We start from the raw sequence: 16352 nt of genomic DNA, 5'->3' as shown, positions 1-16352 counted from the left end.
GGACGCTGGGTGAGCCCCGGTACAGTCGCGACGGTGACGCGGTACCGGGGCTCACCTCCGCCCGGTGTCCTTGGTGCCCTCCGTGTCCAGACTCACCCAGCCCGCCTTCGACGACGGGGCGTAGATGATGCCGCCCGCCACCATCGGCTCCGTGTCCAGGCCGAGTTCCATACCGCTGGCGTCCTCGATGTCCGGCACGCTGTGCTGGTAGAGGAGCTTGCCCGTGTCCGCCGCGTAGACGGCGACTCCCCGGAGGTTGGCGACGTACACGCGGTCGCCGGCCTGCACGGGAGGCGCGTCGGCCGGGCCCCTGCCGGGCAGGGACCTGCGCCACAGCTCGGTCCGCTCGACCGGATCGACGGCGACCAGCTCGCCGCCCGTCGCGGTGGGCGCCACGAACAGCACCCGGCCCGGGGTGACCGACAGCTCGGGCGCCCCGATCTGACCGTTGCCCAGGGTCGCGTCGACCTGCGTGCGGACGCCCTTGGCGCCCTCCACGAGCTCCTGGCGCAGGATGGCGTACTTCGTGTCCGTCTCGTCCGTCTCATCCGTCACGTCCGTCAGGGCGCAGTACAGCCGCGTCGTGCCGTCCTCGTCGAGCAACGCCTCGCTGCCGGCGTCGCACGGAGCGGACAGCGCGAACGCGGCGACGCGCGAGCCGCTGCCGGTGTTGACGACCGTGACGAAGTCCTCGCCGAGCGCGTCGGCGGAGGCGCTCGCGAAGACGTAGAGCCGGTCGCCCACCACCCGCAGCGCGGGCGGATTCCCGGACCCGCCGTCGCCGGACACGCGGGCCGTCACCGTCCAGCTCTCCCTGCCCGACGTCGCGTCGACGGCGTGCACCCGCCCGTCGTGGTCCACCGCGTACACCCGCTCGCCGTCGCCGATGAGCCGCTGGGTGAGCGTCGGCGTCGTGTAGCGCCACTTCACCGCGCCGTCGGCGAGCGCGAGCCCCACGATCCGGTCACCGATGTTGACGATCGCGGTCTCGCCGACGACGACGGGGGTGTTCTGGCCGTACGCCGACGCCTTGTCGGTCCGCCACAGTTCCTTGCCGGTCGCGGCGTCGATCCGGACCGTCCGGTCGCCGACGCACAGCAGGGACGAAGCGGCGTACACGCAGTCGCTGTTCTGGAGGTTGTACTGCCACTGCCGCCAGCCCTTCGGACGGCGCTCCGGGCTGTCGCGGTACGTGAACGTGAAGCCGCCCGACCCCGACTGCGTGCTCATGTAGCGCGCTGAGCCCTCCGGTTGCGTCACGGTGCGCGTGCTTCCTCTGGGGTCCGTGCCGTCCTCACCGTCGTCGAGCGCGTACATCAGCCCGCCCGTCAGGGAGGCGACCGCCACGACCGCGGACGCCGTCGAGAGGACGAGACGCCGGCGCCGCCGGGGCGGGGGAGTGGGGGCGGAGCCCGCGCCCGCGGTGGTCGGCTCCGCCGGATGCCCGGTCGGGCCAGTCGGGCCGGTCGAGCCAGTCGAGCCGGACGTGCGGGGCCCGCGGGGCGCGGGCGCGCGGAGCACCACGGTGTCCGGCGAGTCGTGGGCGGCCGGGACGGGCGTGCTCTGCAGCAGGGCGAGCAGCTCGTCCGCGTCCGGCCGCTCGGTCTGCTCCTTGGCCAGACAGCGTTCGACCACCGGCAGCAGCCAGTCCGGCACGCCGTCCAGGTCGGGCGGTTCGTGGACCAGTTGGTACGCCACCGCGTACACGTCCGTGGCGTCGAACGGCACATGGCCGCTCGCCGCGTACGTCAGCACCGAGCCCAGCGAGAAGATGTCGCTCGGCGGCCCGACGTCCTTCTGGGCGCGGATCTGCTCCGGCGACATGAACGGCGGGGTGCCCACGGTGATGCCGGTGCCCGTGGGCATGTCGGCGTCGGCGGCGCGCACGATGCCGAAGTCGATGACGCGGGGCCCGTCGTCGGCGAGCAGGACGTTGGCCGGCTTGAGGTCGCGGTGCACTATTCCGGCGCGGTGGATGTCGCGCAGCGCCTCGGCGAGACCCGTGGCCAGGCGGTACAGCTCCTCGGAGCCCAGCAGGGGCCCCAGCTTGATGCGCTGGTCCAGCGGCTGTCCCGGTACGAAGAGGGTCGCCATCCAGGGCGGGTCGGCGTCCGGGTCGGCGTCCACGACCGGCGCTGTGAAGGCGCCGCTGACCTGGCGGGCGGCGGTGACCTCGCGCCGGAACCGCTGCCGGAAGTCGGGCCGGTGGACGAGGTCGGTGCGGATCACCTTGACGGCGACCTGGCGGCCCGAGGGCGACGTACCGAGATAGACGCGGCCCATGCCGCCGGAGCCGAGGAGCGAGTCGAGACGGTACCCGGGAATCTCCGGCAGCTCGCCCTTGCCCTGAACATCCTGAGCATCCTGAGCATCCTGAGCGTCCTGGGCCATCGTCCCCCCATCGTCGGACTGCCATCGGCGCACTGCCGTCGTCGTACTGCCATCGCCGTACGGTCGGCAAGCGGATGATATCGAGCCCGAGTGCCACCCCAGGAGAGCCTTGTGCGCCGGGAGTTGACGGCTCAGACGGGCCGGGCGCAGCCCACCGGGTCGTCGCCGCCCAGCTGGACGTAGAGGGCCGTGGACGCGGGGCACTCGCTGCGTTCGCCGACGGCCGAGGTGACCTCGTACTCGGGCGCGTTCTCGCCCTCGCCGTCGCAGGACGTCTCGCGGACCTCGCCCTTGCCCGTGCTGTACACGCAGTCGCCGACGATGGTGCGGGGCCCGCCACCGCCGCCCGGGTCGCCCGGATGCGGTGGCGTGAGCTTGCGCATGCAGGCGTAGCCCTGGGAGACGGTGCCGTCGCCGTCCTCGTCGTAGCCCTGTCGGGCCTCGCTGATGTGGAGGACGAAGTCCGTGGTCGCGGGGCAGGCCGGCCCCGCGGACACCTTGCCCTCGTGCCGGGCCACCACCCGGGCCGCGGCCCGCTCGCTCGTGCAGGGCACCTCCGTGAAACTCGTCGTCCCGAAGGAACTGCACTCGTCGACGCCGAGGAACACCGCCCCGAAGCCCGATGAGCGCGCCGCCGATCGTGTCGGCGACGCGGCCGCGGCGGGCGTGCCGGCGTCGGACCCGCCGGAGCCGGAGCCGGAGCCGGAGCCGGAGCCGGTGCCGTCCGCTCCGGACCATTGCTGGCAGCCGCTGAGCACCACCGTCGCCATCACCGCGGCCACCGCGGCCATCGCCACCGCGACACTCCGCGAAGCGCTCCGCACCCGCAGGCGACCCCCGCCACACCCGCGACCCCTGCCCAGCACAACCATGAACCCGTCCTCGACGCACCCCGCCGTCCAGCGTGACCCGTCGCGGAGGGGTCACGCCAGACGAACAGGGTGCTTTGCGACACTTGGGGGTGGTGCGCCCGGTGTGCGACGTAGGTCTAGTACGTCAGCCCGTGCCCGACCGGATACAGCACCTGCGCCGGATCGTCCGCGTGCTGCACCGGCACCGGCAGTCGCCCGCGCGGTGCCACGTGCCCGGCCACCACCCGTGCCGCGGCCCGCAGTTCGACGTCCGTCCACGAGTACGACGCCAAGTAGGCGTCCACACCCGGGAACTGCGCGACGTCGTACGGATTGCGGATCGCGATGGCGACGACGGGTACACCTGTGGCGACCAGCGCGTCGACGAGTGTCTTCTGCGAGTTGGCCGCCGTCACGTTGTACGTGCCCACGACCACCGCGTCCTTGCCCTCCGCCGCCGCGACCGCCCTGTCAATGGCCGTCTGCGAGGGTGCCGTGCCGGTGGACAGCGCCGTGGCCGTGAAGCCCAGCTCGGTGAGGGCCGTGGCGAGGACGGTGGTCGGCGGTCCCGTGGTGCCGGACGGGGAGGCCGGGTCCGCGCCCACGACGAGCACGTTCCGGTGGGTACGGCGCGACAGCGGCAGCAGCCGCCGCTTGTTGACCAGCAGCGTGGTCGTGCGCTCGGCGATGCGGTCGGCGGTCGCGAGGTGAGCGTCGCCGCCCACGACCCGGTCGACCCCGTCCCGACTGACGTACGGCTTCTGGAAGAGCCCGAGCTTCGTCTTGAGCCGCAGGACGCGCAGGATCGATTCGTCCAGGCGGGCCTCGGTGAGCTCGCCGTTCCGTACGGCGTTCAGGACCGCGTTCCAGGCGATGTCCAGGGAGGGTGGGTTGAGGAGCTGGTCGACACCGGCCTTGAGCGCGAGCACGGGCACCCGGTCGTCGCCGTACTTGGTCCGCACCCCCTGCATGCCCAGCGAGTCGGTGACGACCACGCCGTCGTAACCGAGCTCCTCGCGCAGGATGCCGGTGAGGATCGGGCGGGACAGGGTGGCCGGGTCCCCGGACGGGTCGAGGGCCGGGACCATGATGTGCGCGGTCATGATGGAGTCGATGCCGGCGCGGATCGCGCCCCTGAACGGCGGGGCGTCGAGCCGGGTCCACTGCTCCAGGGTGTGCTTGATCTCGGGGAAGCCGTAGTGGCTGTCTTCCGTGGTGTCGCCGTGCCCCGGGAAGTGCTTGGCCGTGGCGGCCACCCCGGAACCCTGGTAGCCGCCGACCTGGGCGGCGACCATCCCGGCCACGGCCTCGGGGTCGGCTCCGAAGGAACGTACGCCGATGACCGGGTTGGCCGGGTTGACGTTCACGTCGGCGACCGGCGCGAAGTCCTGCCGGATACCGAGGGCGCGCAGCTCGGCGCCGCCGATGCGGGCGGCCGCGCGGGCGTCGGAGCGGGAGCCGCCCGCGCCGAGGGCCATCGCGCCAGGGAAGAGGGTGGCGGGCCTGCCCACGCGCGCCACGATCCCGTGTTCCTGGTCGGTGGAGATGAGCACGGGCAGTCCCCGGGGCAGACCGAGGGAGGCGCGCTGGATTCCGTTCGACAGGTCGGCGATCTGGTGGGGGTCCCGGGTGTTGTGCGCCCAGGCGAAGTAGATGATCCCGCCGACGTGGTACCTGGCGATCAGCTCGGCGGCCGTCCGTACGCCGATCTCCTTGAGGTTGGCGTCGATGTCGGCCTGGTCCGGGGCGGTCGCCGAGTGCCCGTACACCCGCATCACGAAGAGCTGGCCGACCTTCTCCCCCAGCGTCATACGGGAGATGAGGGCGCGGAGTCTCTTGTCGTCGGTGCCGGGCTCCGGGGCTGCCGCGTCGGCGGACGTGGCGTCCAGGGCCAGGGTGGCGGTGACTCCGGCGGTCGCGGCGAGGACGGTACGTCTGGAAGGGCGGCTGGAAGGGCTGTTGGCAGGTGGGGTGGTGGATCTGTTGGTAGGTGGGTTGGCAGGTGGGTCGGTAGGTGGGTCGGTAAGTCTGGGGGTGTTTCCGGTGCTTCCTGTGCTGGAGTCGCGCATGCGCGCTCCTTCCCTCATGAAGGAAACTTCCGAGGAGTCACGAATAACCGGGAAGTTTCTTCCAGTCAAGGGGCCGCACCGGGACCCGGTGCGGGGCCGTCACCGGCGCAGTCGGAGGGGGCGCGCCGGTGACGGCGTGCTGCCGGCCGCAGGCGGCGGAGAGGGTGGTCAGCGATCGCAGCCAGCAGCGAGGGCCGACACCGCACTACGGAGACTCTCCGGCAGCTCGGCGTTTGGACGGGGCGGGGTGGGGGTGGGTTCCCGGGTTCGGGCGATTACGGGAAGTTGGTACGGGGGTGCGTCAAGGGGGACCTGCGGCTGCCGGCGGCGGTGGGGTCGGGGCGCGTGAGGCTGGGTGGGGTGCGTGTTGTTCGGCGAGTTTCCCCGCCGTGGTGGCTTGGGCGCCTACGGGTTTGTTCGTGGGTCGGGTGCGCGCCGGAAGGTCTCCGTCCTCGGTCCGGCGGTTCTGTGGGGTGGGATGTTCTCGGCGGCGGACGCCGGCCGCTGCGGGCGGACACCTCCCGGCACACCCCCTGCCGCGCGTACGCGACTGTGGACCGGTGGGGGCGGGCGTGGGCACGGCTGCCGGTGTGCGGGCGGGGGTGCCCATGGTCGGCGGTGCGCGGACGGGTACGGGTACGGCTGCCGGTGCGTGGCGGCGTGGGCACGGCTGCCGGTGTGCGGGCGGTGGGTGCGCGTATGGCTGGCGGTGCGTGGGCGGGTGCGGGCGTGGCCGGCGGCGCGTGGGTGGTGCGGTTTGGGTGAGGGTGCGGTCCCGGGCTCGGGTGCGCCCGTGCTCTTAAGGGGCGCGGGGAACTGCGCGACCAGCCACAACGAACCCGCAGCCGCCCACAGACAGAAACCCGGCAGACGAGATCGCACCGGCCAACTCAGTCACACACCGCCACCTTGGGCCAGTGCCCCTGAAGCGTCCGTACCGTTTCCGCGATGGCCGGCCGACGCGAAGCCCCCGTGCGCCACAGGGCGTACAGGCGCCGCACCGGCATGGGATCGAGCGACACCTCGACGACCCCCGCGGGCAGCGGCCCACGGCCCAGGCGGGGGATCAGGGCAACACCGAGCCCCGCCGCGACGAGGGCGACGAGCGTCGGGTTCTCCTCGGCCTGGTGGACGATGTCGGGCTCGCACCCGGCCGCCCGAAGCGTACGGACCAGCCAGTCGTGACAGACCCGCCCCGGCGGCTGGCAGATCCAGCGCTCACCCTTGAGATCCGTACGGCGCACGGAGCGGCGGGCGGCGAAGGGGTGCCCCGTGGGAACCAGCAGGTCGCACAGGTCGTCACCGATCACCGCCTGCTCCACCCCCTCAGGGGCCGGCAACGGCGCGATGTCCCAGTCGTGCGCGACCGCCATGTCGACCGCGCCCTTGGCCACCAGGTCCACGGACAGATGCGGCTCCACCTCCGTGAGGCGGGCGTCGAGCGCCGGATGACGCGCCGCCAGATCGGCGAGCACACCCGGCATCAGCCCTCGCGCCGCGCTAGCGAACGCCGCCACCGTCAGCCGCCCCGCCGGCTCCCCGCGCCGCTCCTCCAGCTCGGTCTCCGCCCGCTCGACGATCGTGAGCAACTCCCGTGCCGTGGCGACGAGATGCTGCGCCTGCTCGGTGAGCCGGACACCGCGTCCCTGGCGCTCCAGCAGCACCGTCCGCGTCTCCCGCTCCAGTTTCGCTATCTGCTGGGACACGGCGGAGGGCGTGTAGCCGAGGGCGGCCGCCGCGGCGCCGACCGTGCCGTGGACGGAGACGGCGTGAAGGGCGCGCAGGCGCTGCAGATCGAGCATGCGTGCCATCTTACGTAAGCACTGCTTCATCCATCCGTACAGAAATCATCGCTGGTGCTGAACGGTCCGGGCCTCGATGCTCGAACCATGCGACCCACCCACCTCTGTCTCGCCGTTCTCGTCGCCGCCGTCTGGGGCGTGAACTTCACCGTCATCGAGATCGGCCTCGACCACTTCCCGCCCCTCCTCTTCTCGGCCCTGCGCTTCCTGGTGGCAGCCCTGCCCGCCGTCTTCTTCGTGGGGCGGCCCAAGGTCGCGTGGAAGTGGATCCTGGGGGTGGGGCTGGCGCTCGGGGTGGCCAAGTTCGGGTTGCTGTTCGTCGGCATGGACGCGGGCATGCCCGCCGGGCTGTCCTCGCTGGTCCTGCAGATCCAGGCGGTCTTCACGGCCCTCATCGCGTTCGCGGTCCTGGGTGAACGGCCCACGCGCATACGGCTCCTGGGCATGGCGGTCGCCCTGTGCGGGGTGGGCCTGGCCGCCGTGGACGAGGGGGCGGGCGGCCCGCTCGGCGCCTTCGCGCTCGTCATCGCGGCCGCGGTCTGCTGGGGAATCTCCAACGTCCTCACCCGCAAGGCGTCCCCGCCCGACTCCCTGAACTTCATGGTGTGGGTCAGCACGGTGCCCGTCCTGCCCCTGCTGCTCCTGTCCCTGCTCACGGAGGGCCCGTCCGCCGACCTCGCCGCCCTGCGCGCGCTGGACTGGCAGGGTGCGGGAGTGATCCTCTACGTCGCCTGGGTCACCACGGTCTTCGGTTTCGGCGCCTGGGGCTGGCTGCTGCGCCGGCACCCGGCGTCGACGGTGGCCCCCTTCTCGCTCCTGGTACCGGTCTTCGGAATGTCATCGGCGGCCCTCTTCCTCGGGGAGCCCGTCAGTGGACTGCGGTGGTGCGCGGCAGCCCTGCTCGTGGGCGGCGTGGCGCTGACCTCACTGGCTCCTGCTTCGGGGAAGGCCGCCACGGCTTCCCTGCGGTCGGCGAAGGTCCGTCTGCCGGACGCCCCGTCGCGGGACCGCGCCGAGGAGCCGGCGTGACCGAATGCTCTTCGGTGGCCGGGTGGCCGGGTGGCCGGGTGGCCGGGGTGTGGGGAGCTCACCACTTCTGGACGTGCTGCTGCGCCCGGAGCCTCTGCCAGTCCTCGCCGTGGCGGGGCGCCGGAGATGGCGGCTCGAAGAGGGACTCGGCGCGCGGCGCGGTGCGCGAGGGCCGGCGGGGCACGGGGCGCGGGCGGCGCCCGGACCGCTCCGCCTCCATGTCGCCCAGCACCAGCAGCGGATCGAACATCACCACCACCCCGGCCAGGGACAGGAAGGCGACCGGACCGATGAGCATGGGCAGCAGGAGCGAGGTGGGCGACTGGCCCATCCACGTGTCGCCGGGTGTGGAGTGCAGTTGCACGCTCACGGCGGCCATCCCCGTGTAGTGCATGCCCGACACGGCGAGCCCCATGACCAGACTGGCCCCCAGACTGGGCAGAAAACCGCGGATCGAGACGGCCGCCCACAGTGCGCTGGTCGCCGCGACGATCGCGATCAGCACCGAGAGTGCGACGGTGAGCGTGTTGTACTGGATGGTGCCGTTCAGGTGCATGGCCGCCATGCCGAGGTAGTGCATGGCGGCGACACCGAGTCCGGTAACGGTCCCCGCGACGCCCAGCGTGCGCGCGTCGACCCCGCGGTATCCGACCGCGAACACGCCGATGCCGACGACGGTGATCGCCACGGCGAGGCTCAGCACTGTCAGCCCCACGTCGTAGCGGATCGGGGTCTCCTCGACCCGGAAGCCGATCATGGCGATGAAGTGCATGGTCCAGATGCCGGACCCGATCGACGTCGCGCCGAGCGCCAGCCAGCCGGGCTTCCAGGACTGCTCGTTGAACACGGACCGGACTACGCAGCGTAGCCCGAGGGCACCTCCCAAGCAGGCCATGATGTACGCCGCCAGCGGGGTGACCGCGCCGTAGCTGAAGGCGTCAATTGTGCCTTGCATATGCCAACTCTCCCCCGGAAATCGCCAGTTGGGGGAGGGTCTCCCGTGGTGGGCGGGCTTTGCAATCCGTTACCGCAGGTAGCCGATCGACTTTGTACTGCCGGGTATTGATTCCGGTCGGTATCCGGTCAGTAATGGACACGATTCAGTCGGAGCCGTCGTTTCGCTTGCGGTGTCGGCTCAGATGTCACTCACCTGTCACTCAGGTGTCACCGAGCCCCCGGCTTTCCGTCACGCCGCGTCATTCATGAGCCGGGACAGGTGCTCCCGGCCCGCCCGCAGCAGCCCGGGCAGCGGCGTGGCCCCCTCGTACCAGCGCTTCTCGTACTCCCAGCACAGCCAGCCGTCCCAGCCCTCCCGGGAGAGCAGGTCCACGCACTCGGTGAGCGGCAGCACGCCCGCGCCGAGCGGCAGCGGGGTGGTGTCCTCGGCCGAGGCGATGTCCTTGACCTGCACGTACCCCAGGAACGGGGACAGCGCCGCGTACGAGGCCGAGGGCTCCTCACTGCCCAGCCACGTGTGCATGACGTCCCAGAGGGCGCCGACCTGGCGGTGGCCGACCAGCCCGAGCACGCGGGTCGCGTCGGCGCCGGTCCGGTGCGAGTCATGGGTCTCCAGCAGGATGCGCACATCCGCGTCGGCGGCGTACTCGGCCGCCGCGCCGAGCCGCCTGGCCGCCGTCGCGTCCGCCTCCCGGATGTCCTGCTCACCGCCTCCGGGGAAGACACGGACAAACGGGGCGCCCAGGTCCCGCGCCAGGTCGAGAAGCGCGCGCAGCTCGGCGAGTACGGGGTCGTCGTCGCCCGGCGCCGCCACGCGCACGTACCCGGCCAGGCCCAGGATCTCCACGCCCGCCGCCTTGAACCCGGCGGCCGCCTCGGCCCGTTCGGCGGCCCCGAGACCGGTGTGCACCGGCTCCTCGGGGTGTGTACGCAGCTCGACGCCGTGGTAACCGTGCTCGACCGCCAGCCACTGCACGTCGGTCAGTGGGAGACCGGGGACGCCGAGGGTGGAGAAGGCCAGTTTCACGTGGTCCACCTCGCTCAAGGAACGACGGGTGCGCTGTCCCGGCCGGAGCCGTCACCCGGGACAGCCGGGCATGCGGCGGACGAGACCGGTCGTACGGCGGACGATACCGGTCGTACGGTGTACGGCAACCGTCACGCGGCGGACGGCAGCCCTCCTTGGCGTGATGGGGGCGTTCCCGTCACTCCGCCGTACCGTGCAGATCCAGCCGCCAGTCCTGGCCCACGAGGTCCACGCCGAAGGAGTGGTGGGGCTTCTCGGTGACGAGCGTGAAGCCGTGGCGCTGGTAGATCCTGCGTGCCGAGGTCAGACAGTCGTTCGTCCACAGGACCAGCTCGCGGTAGCCGGCCTCCCGCGCGAACCCGACGCAGGCCCGCACCAGCCGGTCACCGATGCCGAGTCCGCGCGCGTCGGGCTCGACCAGCAGCAGCCGCAGCCGGGCCGCACCCGGCGCGTCGTTGTCGTCCCGTACGCACATCACGCACCCGACCGGCCGCCCGTCCAGCTCCGCGATCCACACCCGCTCCAGGTCCGGGTCGTGGTCCTCGGCGAAGTCCGCGACGATCCTCGCGACCAGGCCCTCGTAGTCCGTGTCGAAGCCGTACTCCGCCGCGTAGACGGCGGCGTTCCGCTGCACGATCCAGCCCAGGTCGCCGGGGGCGGGCCCGCGCAGGATCACATCCTCGGGGCGGGGCTCCCGGCCCTCGGCCAGGACCGTCCGGATCGTGCGCATGGCCTCGGCGAGCCGGGGCCGGTCCGCTGTCGGAACCCGGGCCAGCAGTGAGCTCACCGTTTCGTTGGACCGCTCGTTCAGCAGGTCGGCCGTCTCCTGCCCGCGTGCGGTCAGCGTGACCCGGCGGCGACGCGGATCACGCGTCGACCGCGACCGCTCGACCAGCCCGTCCTCCTCGAACTTGGCCAGCAGCCGACTCAAGTACCCCGAGTCCAAAGACAGTTCGGTCCGCAGATCCGCCGCGTCCGTACGCGACGAGTGCGCCAGCTCCCACAGCACGCGGGCCTCGGTGAGGGTGTACGGCGCGTAGACGTGGCGGCCGTAGTCCAGCGCGCCGATGACGTTCGTGTAGAAGCGGTTGAACGAGCGGATGTCCTGCACGGTCATGATCGTCGCCCCCGGAGCTCGATACGATGTCTGACTCAGTCAGAGATATGTGGTGGGGCGAGCGTACGACCGGGCTCCCTCGGGCGTCCAGGGAAACGGATGGCGACACGTACGGACGCGTGCCGAGCTCATGGCTCCGGCCGCATCGGAACCGGGGCCGTGTACCGCCCCTGACCTGCGGCTGCTCGCGGCCGGGGAGGGGAGGAGGGGGCAGCCTGCCCTGCCCGGTGAGGGCAGGCTGCCGTGCCGTCGTATCGCAGACGGCACTCGGCGCCCCTACGCCGCGTGCTCCCGGAACCGCGCCGCCGTCTCCGCCAGCACCTCACGGCCGTCCCGTGCCCACAGCCCGTCGTTGAAGAGCTCGACCTCGATGGGGCCGGCGTAGCCGGCGGCCTCGACGTACGACTTCCACTCCCTCATGTCGATCGCGCCGTCGCCGATCTGGCCCCGGCCGTTCAGCACGCCCTCGGGCAGCGGCGTGGTCCAGTCGGCGAGCTGGAAGGTGTGGATGCGGCCACCCGCACCCGCGCGGGCGATCTGCGCGGGCGCGTTGTCGTCCCACCAGATGTGGTACGTGTCCACGGTCACGCCCACCTGGTCCGCCGGGAAGCGCTCCGCGAGGTCCAGGGCCTGGGCCAGGGTGGACACCACACAGCGGTCCGAGGCGTACATCGGGTGCAGGGGCTCGATGGCCAGCCGTACGCCACGGGCGGCGGCGTACGGACCCAGCTCGGCGAGCGCGTCCGCGATGCGCTCGCGCGCGCCGTGCAGGTCCTTCGAACCGGCCGGGAGACCCCCCGAGACCAGCACCAGCGTGTCCGTGCCGAGCGTGGCCGCCTCGTCGACGGCCCGCCGGTTGTCGTCCAGGGCCCTCGCCCGCTCCTCGGGGTCGATCGCCGTGAAGAAGCCGCCCCGGCACAGCGTCGTGACCGCCAGGCCCGCGTCGCGGACCAGCTTGGCCGTCGCCTCCAGGCCGTACGACTGGACCGGCTCCCGCCACAGGCCGACACCCGGGACGCCCAACTCGACGCAAGCGCCGACCAGTTCGGGCATGGACAGCTGCTTCACCGTCATCTGGTTGATGGAGAAGCGGGACAGATCACCGGTCGTGTTGGTCGTGATCGTGGTGGAGGCGGTCACTGCGTCACCCCGTACATCGCCAGCAGGTTCTTCATCCGCTCCTCCGCCAACGCCGGGTCCGGGAACAGGCCCAGGCCGTCGGCCAGCTCGTACGCCCTCGCGAAGTGCGGGAGCGAGCGGGCCGACTGCAGGCCGCCGACCATGGTGAAGTGCGACTGATGGCCGGCCAGCCAGGCGAGGAAGACGACACCCGTCTTGTAGAAGCGCGTCGGAGCCTGGAAGAGGTGGCGGGACAGCTCGACCGTGGGGTCCAGCAGCTCGCGGAAGCCCTTCACGTCACCCGTGTCCAGCACGCGGACCGCTTCGGCCGCCAGCGGGCCCAGCGGGTCGAAGATGCCGAGCAGGGCGTGGCTGAAGCCCTGGTCGTCGCCCGCGATCAGCTCGGGGTAGTTGAAGTCGTCGCCCGTGTAGCAGCGGACGCCCTCGGGCAGGCGGCGGCGCAGATCGATCTCCCGCTGGGCGTCCAGGAGGGAGACCTTGATGCCGTCCACCTTGTCCGGGTGCGCCGCGATCACGTCCAGGAAGGTGTCCGTGGCCGCGTCCAGGTCCGACGATCCCCAGTAGCCCTCCAGCGCCGGGTCGAACATCGGGCCCAGCCAGTGCAGGATGACCGGCTCGGCGGACTGGCGCAGCAGATGGCCGTAGATCTCCAGGTAGTCCTCGGGCCCCGAGGCGGCCGCGGCCAGCGCACGCGAGGCCATCAGGATCGCCTGGGCGCCCGACTCCTCGACGACGGCCAACTGCTCCTCGTACGCCTTGCGGATCTCCTCCAGGGAGCCGGAGGTGATCAGCGAGCCGGAGGCGATCTGGTCGGTCCCGACCCCGCACGCGATCCGGCCGCCGACCTCCTTCGCCTCGGCGGCACTGCGGCGGATCAGCTCCGCCGCGCCCGCCCAGTCCAGGCCCATCCCGCGCTGGGCGGTGTCCATGGCCTCGGCGACGCCCAGCCCGTGCAACCACAGATGGCGGCGGAAGGCGAGGGTGGCGTCCCAGTCGACGGCGGCGGGGGAGTCGGGGGACACGTCGGCGTACGGGTCGGCGACCACGTGCGCCGCCGAGAAGACCGTGCGGGAGGTGAAGGGGGCGCCCGTGGTGAGGGCGAGGGGCTGAGTGCGGGGAGTGTAGGTGCGCAACTCCCCACCCGCACCCGGAAGTTGGATCGTCACAGCTGGATCTCCGGTACGTCGAGACGGCGGCCCTCGGACGAGGACTTCAGGCCCAGCTCGGCGAGCTGCACGCCGCGGGCGCCGGCCAGCAGGTCCCAGTGGTAGTCGGCGTCGGCGTAGACGTGCTTGAGGAACAGCTCCCACTGGGCCTTGAAGCCGTTGTCGAACTCCTCGTTGTCCGGGACCTCCTGCCACTGGTCGCGGAAGGAGTAGGTGGCCGGGATGTCCGGGTTCCACACGGGCTTGGGCGTGGCGCTGCGGTGCTGGACGCGGCAGTTGCGCAGCCCGGCCACCGCCGAGCCCTCCGTGCCGTCCACCTGGAACTCGACCAGCTCGTCGCGGTTGACGCGCACCGCCCAGGAGGAGTTGATCTGGGCGATGGCGCCGCCGTCCAGCTCGAAGATGCCGTACGCGGCGTCGTCGGCCGTGGCGTCGTACGGCTTGTCCTGCTCGTCCCAGCGCTGCGGGATGTGGGTGGCGGTGAGCGCCTGGACGGACCTGACCCGCCCGAAGAGCTCGTGCAGGACGTACTCCCAGTGCGGGAACATGTCGACGACGATGCCGCCGCCGTCCTCCGTGCGGTAGTTCCAGGACGGGCGCTGCGCGGGCTGCCAGTCGCCCTCGAAGACCCAGTAGCCGAACTCGCCGCGCACGGAGAGGATGCGCCCGAAGAAGCCGCCGTCGATCAGCCGCTTGAGCTTGAGCAGGCCGGGCAGGAAGAGCTTGTCCTGGACCACGCCGTGCTTGATGCCGGCCGCGTCCGCCAGCCGGGCCAGCTCCAGGGCGCCCTCCAGGCCCGTCGCGGTCGGCTTCTCGGTGTAGATGTGCTTGCCGGCGGCGATCGCCTTCTTGAGCGCCTCCTCTCGGGCCGAGGTGACCTGGGCGTCGAAGTAGAGGTCCACGGTCTCGTCGGCGAGGACCGCGTCCACGTCGGTCGACCAGTGCTCCAGGCCGTGCTGCTCCGCGAGCGCCTTGAGAGCGTGTTCGCGGCGGCCGACGAGGATCGGTTCGGGCCACAGCACGGTGCCGTCGCCCAGGTCGAGACCGCCCTGCTCGCGGATGGCGAGGATGGACCGGACGAGGTGCTGGCGGTAGCCCATGCGCCCGGTCACGCCGTTCATGGCGATACGCACCGTCTTGCGTGTCACGTCATTCCCTTCGTACGCGCCGTGCGCCGCGTACGCCCCCGTCGGAGAATTGCCGACGAGGGTGACAGCAAGCGCTTTCTATCTGGTGAGACGCTAGCCTCTGTGCGGCGGATCGGACAAGACCGTGCGGGGGAGAGTCGCGCGGTTTCGTGTACGACTTTCCCGTGAGGGTGTCTGAGGGTGACTGGCGGTGTCTGTGAGGCTTCCGGCCGGTTGCCGCAGGGCTTCGGTTGGGCGTGCGGGGCGTACGGCAGCGGTGTGGCCGTACCGGTGTACGGCAACCGCCGCGGCCGCACCGGGCGTCTGTACGGCTGCGCCGGGCGTCTGTGCGACGGCTGCTTCGGTGGCTGCTTCCGCGGCTGTTCCGGCGGGCGGACGGCGGAGCGGCGAGTGGGGACGACGGCGAGACGGCGAGTCGACGAAACAGCGAGTTGACGAGACGGCGAGTCGACGGCACAGCGAGTCGGCAAGATGCGGGACAGCGAATCGGCAAGACAACGAGTCGACGAGACAAACGAGACCCGACGAGACGACGGACGACCGACACGGTGACGAGCAGACGTGGCGAGGACCGGACCGGAGGACGAGGAACGATGACTGTGACCCTGGCGGACGTGGCGGCCCGCGCGCAGGTGTCGCCCGCGACCGTCTCCCGGGTGTTGAACGGGAACTATCCGGTGGCCGCGTCCACCCGTGAGCGGGTGCTGCGGGCCGTGGACGAGCTGGACTACGTCCTGAACGGCCCGGCGAGCGCGCTGGCGGCCGCCACCTCCGACCTGGTCGGGATCCTGGTGAACGACATCGCCGACCCCTTCTTCGGGATCATGGCGAGCGCCATCCAGTCGGAGATCGGCGGGCCGGGCGGCCGGGCGGGCGGCGAGCGGCTGGCCGTGGTGTGCAACACGGGCGGCTCCCCCGAGCGTGAACTGACCTACCTCACGCTCCTCCAGCGCCAGCGCGCCGCCGCGGTCATTCTCACCGGTGGTGCGGTCGAGGACGCCGCGCATGTGGCCGCCGTCGACAACAAGCTGCGCAAGCTGGCGGACGCGGGCACCCGGGTCGTCCTGTGCGGACGCCCGCCCTCGCCCGACGCGATCGCGCTCACCTTCGACAACCGCGGCGGCGGCCGGCAGCTCACCGAGCACCTCATCGGCCTCGGCCACCGCCGCCTCGGCTACATCGCCGGTCCCGAGGAGCGCACGACCACCCGCCACCGCCTGGAGGGCCACCGCGACGCGCTGGCCGCCCACGGCATCGAGGACGACCCGAAGCGCACGGTGTGGGGCCGCTACGACCGTCGCGCCGGATACGACGCGACCCTCGAACTCCTGTGCCGCGACCCGTCGTTGACGGCGGTGGTGGCGGCCAACGACACGGTCGCGCTGGGCGCCTGCGCCGCACTCCGTGACGCGGGCCTGCGCATCCCCGACGACGTCTCGGTGGCCGGCTTCGACGACCTCCCCTTCAGTATCGACGCGGTACCGGCCCTGACGACGGTCCACCTGCCCCTCTCGGACGCGGGCGCCCGGGCGGGCCGTATCGCGATGGGCCGCGAGGAGCCCCCGCCGGGCGGGATCGCCACGGTGAACGGGGAGTTGATGGTGCGGGGGTCGACGGGGGCGCCGCGGGAGTAGGGGAACCCTGGAGGCGCTGGA

At 71.9% G+C, this 16352-nt stretch carries 12 protein-coding genes; 2 read left to right on the top strand and 10 right to left on the bottom strand.

The window, feature by feature from the left end:
* Positions 1-51: 51 nt before the first annotated feature.
* The 4 genes from E0500_RS02320 to E0500_RS02305 form a co-directional block, all read right to left on the bottom strand.
* On the bottom strand, positions 52-2391 hold the full coding sequence (locus E0500_RS02320; protein ID WP_131571017.1) for a protein kinase domain-containing protein: 2340 nt from the start codon (positions 2389-2391) through the stop codon (positions 52-54).
* Between the two features lie 131 nt (positions 2392-2522).
* Entirely contained in the window at positions 2523-3182 is a 660-nt protein-coding gene (locus E0500_RS02315) for a hypothetical protein (RefSeq protein ID WP_131571020.1), read from the bottom strand.
* Between the two features lie 197 nt (positions 3183-3379).
* Entirely contained in the window at positions 3380-5311 is a 1932-nt protein-coding gene (locus E0500_RS02310) for a glycoside hydrolase family 3 protein (protein WP_181586845.1), read from the bottom strand.
* Between the two features lie 890 nt (positions 5312-6201).
* Positions 6202-7113: a LysR family transcriptional regulator gene (locus tag E0500_RS02305; RefSeq protein WP_131568319.1), complete on the bottom strand. Its 912-nt coding sequence runs from the start codon at positions 7111-7113 to the stop codon at positions 6202-6204.
* A gap of 87 nt (positions 7114-7200) precedes the next feature.
* On the opposite strand from E0500_RS02305, the gene E0500_RS02300 reads away from it, so the two are divergent.
* Entirely contained in the window at positions 7201-8142 is a 942-nt protein-coding gene (locus tag E0500_RS02300; protein ID WP_131568317.1) for an EamA family transporter, read from the top strand.
* A gap of 58 nt (positions 8143-8200) precedes the next feature.
* Here E0500_RS02300 and E0500_RS02295 read toward each other — a convergent pair whose 3' ends face one another.
* The 6 genes from E0500_RS02295 to E0500_RS02270 form a co-directional block, all read right to left on the bottom strand.
* Positions 8201-9097 (bottom strand): MHYT domain-containing protein, encoded by an 897-nt coding sequence (locus tag E0500_RS02295; protein WP_181586844.1) that lies wholly within the window; start codon positions 9095-9097, stop codon positions 8201-8203.
* A 231-nt stretch (positions 9098-9328) separates the two neighbouring features.
* Complete coding sequence (locus tag E0500_RS02290; protein WP_131568327.1) at positions 9329-10126, bottom strand: sugar phosphate isomerase/epimerase; 798 nt, start codon at positions 10124-10126, stop codon at positions 9329-9331.
* Between the two features lie 178 nt (positions 10127-10304).
* A complete protein-coding gene (locus E0500_RS02285; RefSeq protein ID WP_131568313.1) occupies positions 10305-11243 on the bottom strand; it encodes a helix-turn-helix domain-containing GNAT family N-acetyltransferase in 939 nt (312 codons plus the stop codon).
* Between the two features lie 276 nt (positions 11244-11519).
* Positions 11520-12317 carry a sugar phosphate isomerase/epimerase gene (locus E0500_RS02280; RefSeq protein WP_131568325.1) on the bottom strand — a complete coding sequence of 266 codons (798 nt, stop codon included), beginning with the start codon at positions 12315-12317 and terminating at the stop codon, positions 11520-11522.
* Between the two features lie 62 nt (positions 12318-12379).
* Positions 12380-13549 carry a dihydrodipicolinate synthase family protein gene (locus tag E0500_RS02275; RefSeq protein ID WP_131568311.1) on the bottom strand — a complete coding sequence of 390 codons (1170 nt, stop codon included), beginning with the start codon at positions 13547-13549 and terminating at the stop codon, positions 12380-12382.
* Positions 13546-14697 carry a Gfo/Idh/MocA family protein gene (locus tag E0500_RS02270; RefSeq protein WP_131568309.1) on the bottom strand — a complete coding sequence of 384 codons (1152 nt, stop codon included), beginning with the start codon at positions 14695-14697 and terminating at the stop codon, positions 13546-13548. Before E0500_RS02270 ends, E0500_RS02275 begins: the two co-directional genes overlap by 4 nt.
* Positions 14698-15290: 593 nt before the next feature.
* Between E0500_RS02270 and E0500_RS02265 the strand changes: the two genes are divergently transcribed.
* Positions 15291-16331, top strand: a complete 1041-nt coding sequence (locus E0500_RS02265) for a LacI family DNA-binding transcriptional regulator (RefSeq protein WP_131568307.1) — start codon at positions 15291-15293, stop codon at positions 16329-16331.
* Positions 16332-16352 lie beyond the last annotated feature (21 nt).

The organism is Streptomyces sp. KM273126 (genome assembly GCF_004337435.2).
Classification (GTDB): Bacteria; Actinomycetota; Actinomycetes; order Streptomycetales; family Streptomycetaceae; genus Streptomyces; species Streptomyces acidicola.
Note: the sequence above shows the minus strand (reverse complement) of the source record. Positions and strands in the feature narration are given on the sequence as shown.

What these genes read in the sequence shown, in the direction of transcription:
- E0500_RS02320 (WP_131571017.1), bottom strand. Translation starts at nt 2,391, where the DNA reads ATGGCCCAGGACGCTCAGGATGCTCAGGATGCTCAGGATGTTCAGGGC.
- E0500_RS02315 (WP_131571020.1), bottom strand. Translation starts at nt 3,182, where the DNA reads ATGGCCGCGGTGGCCGCGGTGATGGCGACGGTGGTGCTCAGCGGCTGC.
- E0500_RS02310 (WP_181586845.1), bottom strand. Translation starts at nt 5,311, where the DNA reads ATGCGCGACTCCAGCACAGGAAGCACCGGAAACACCCCCAGACTTACC.
- E0500_RS02305 (WP_131568319.1), bottom strand. Translation starts at nt 7,113, where the DNA reads ATGCTCGATCTGCAGCGCCTGCGCGCCCTTCACGCCGTCTCCGTCCAC.
- E0500_RS02300 (WP_131568317.1), top strand. Translation starts at nt 7,201, where the DNA reads ATGCGACCCACCCACCTCTGTCTCGCCGTTCTCGTCGCCGCCGTCTGG.
- E0500_RS02295 (WP_181586844.1), bottom strand. Translation starts at nt 9,097, where the DNA reads ATGCAAGGCACAATTGACGCCTTCAGCTACGGCGCGGTCACCCCGCTG.
- E0500_RS02285 (WP_131568313.1), bottom strand. Translation starts at nt 11,243, where the DNA reads ATGACCGTGCAGGACATCCGCTCGTTCAACCGCTTCTACACGAACGTC.
- E0500_RS02280 (WP_131568325.1), bottom strand. Translation starts at nt 12,317, where the DNA reads ATGACGGTGAAGCAGCTGTCCATGCCCGAACTGGTCGGCGCTTGCGTC.
- E0500_RS02265 (WP_131568307.1), top strand. Translation starts at nt 15,291, where the DNA reads ATGACTGTGACCCTGGCGGACGTGGCGGCCCGCGCGCAGGTGTCGCCC.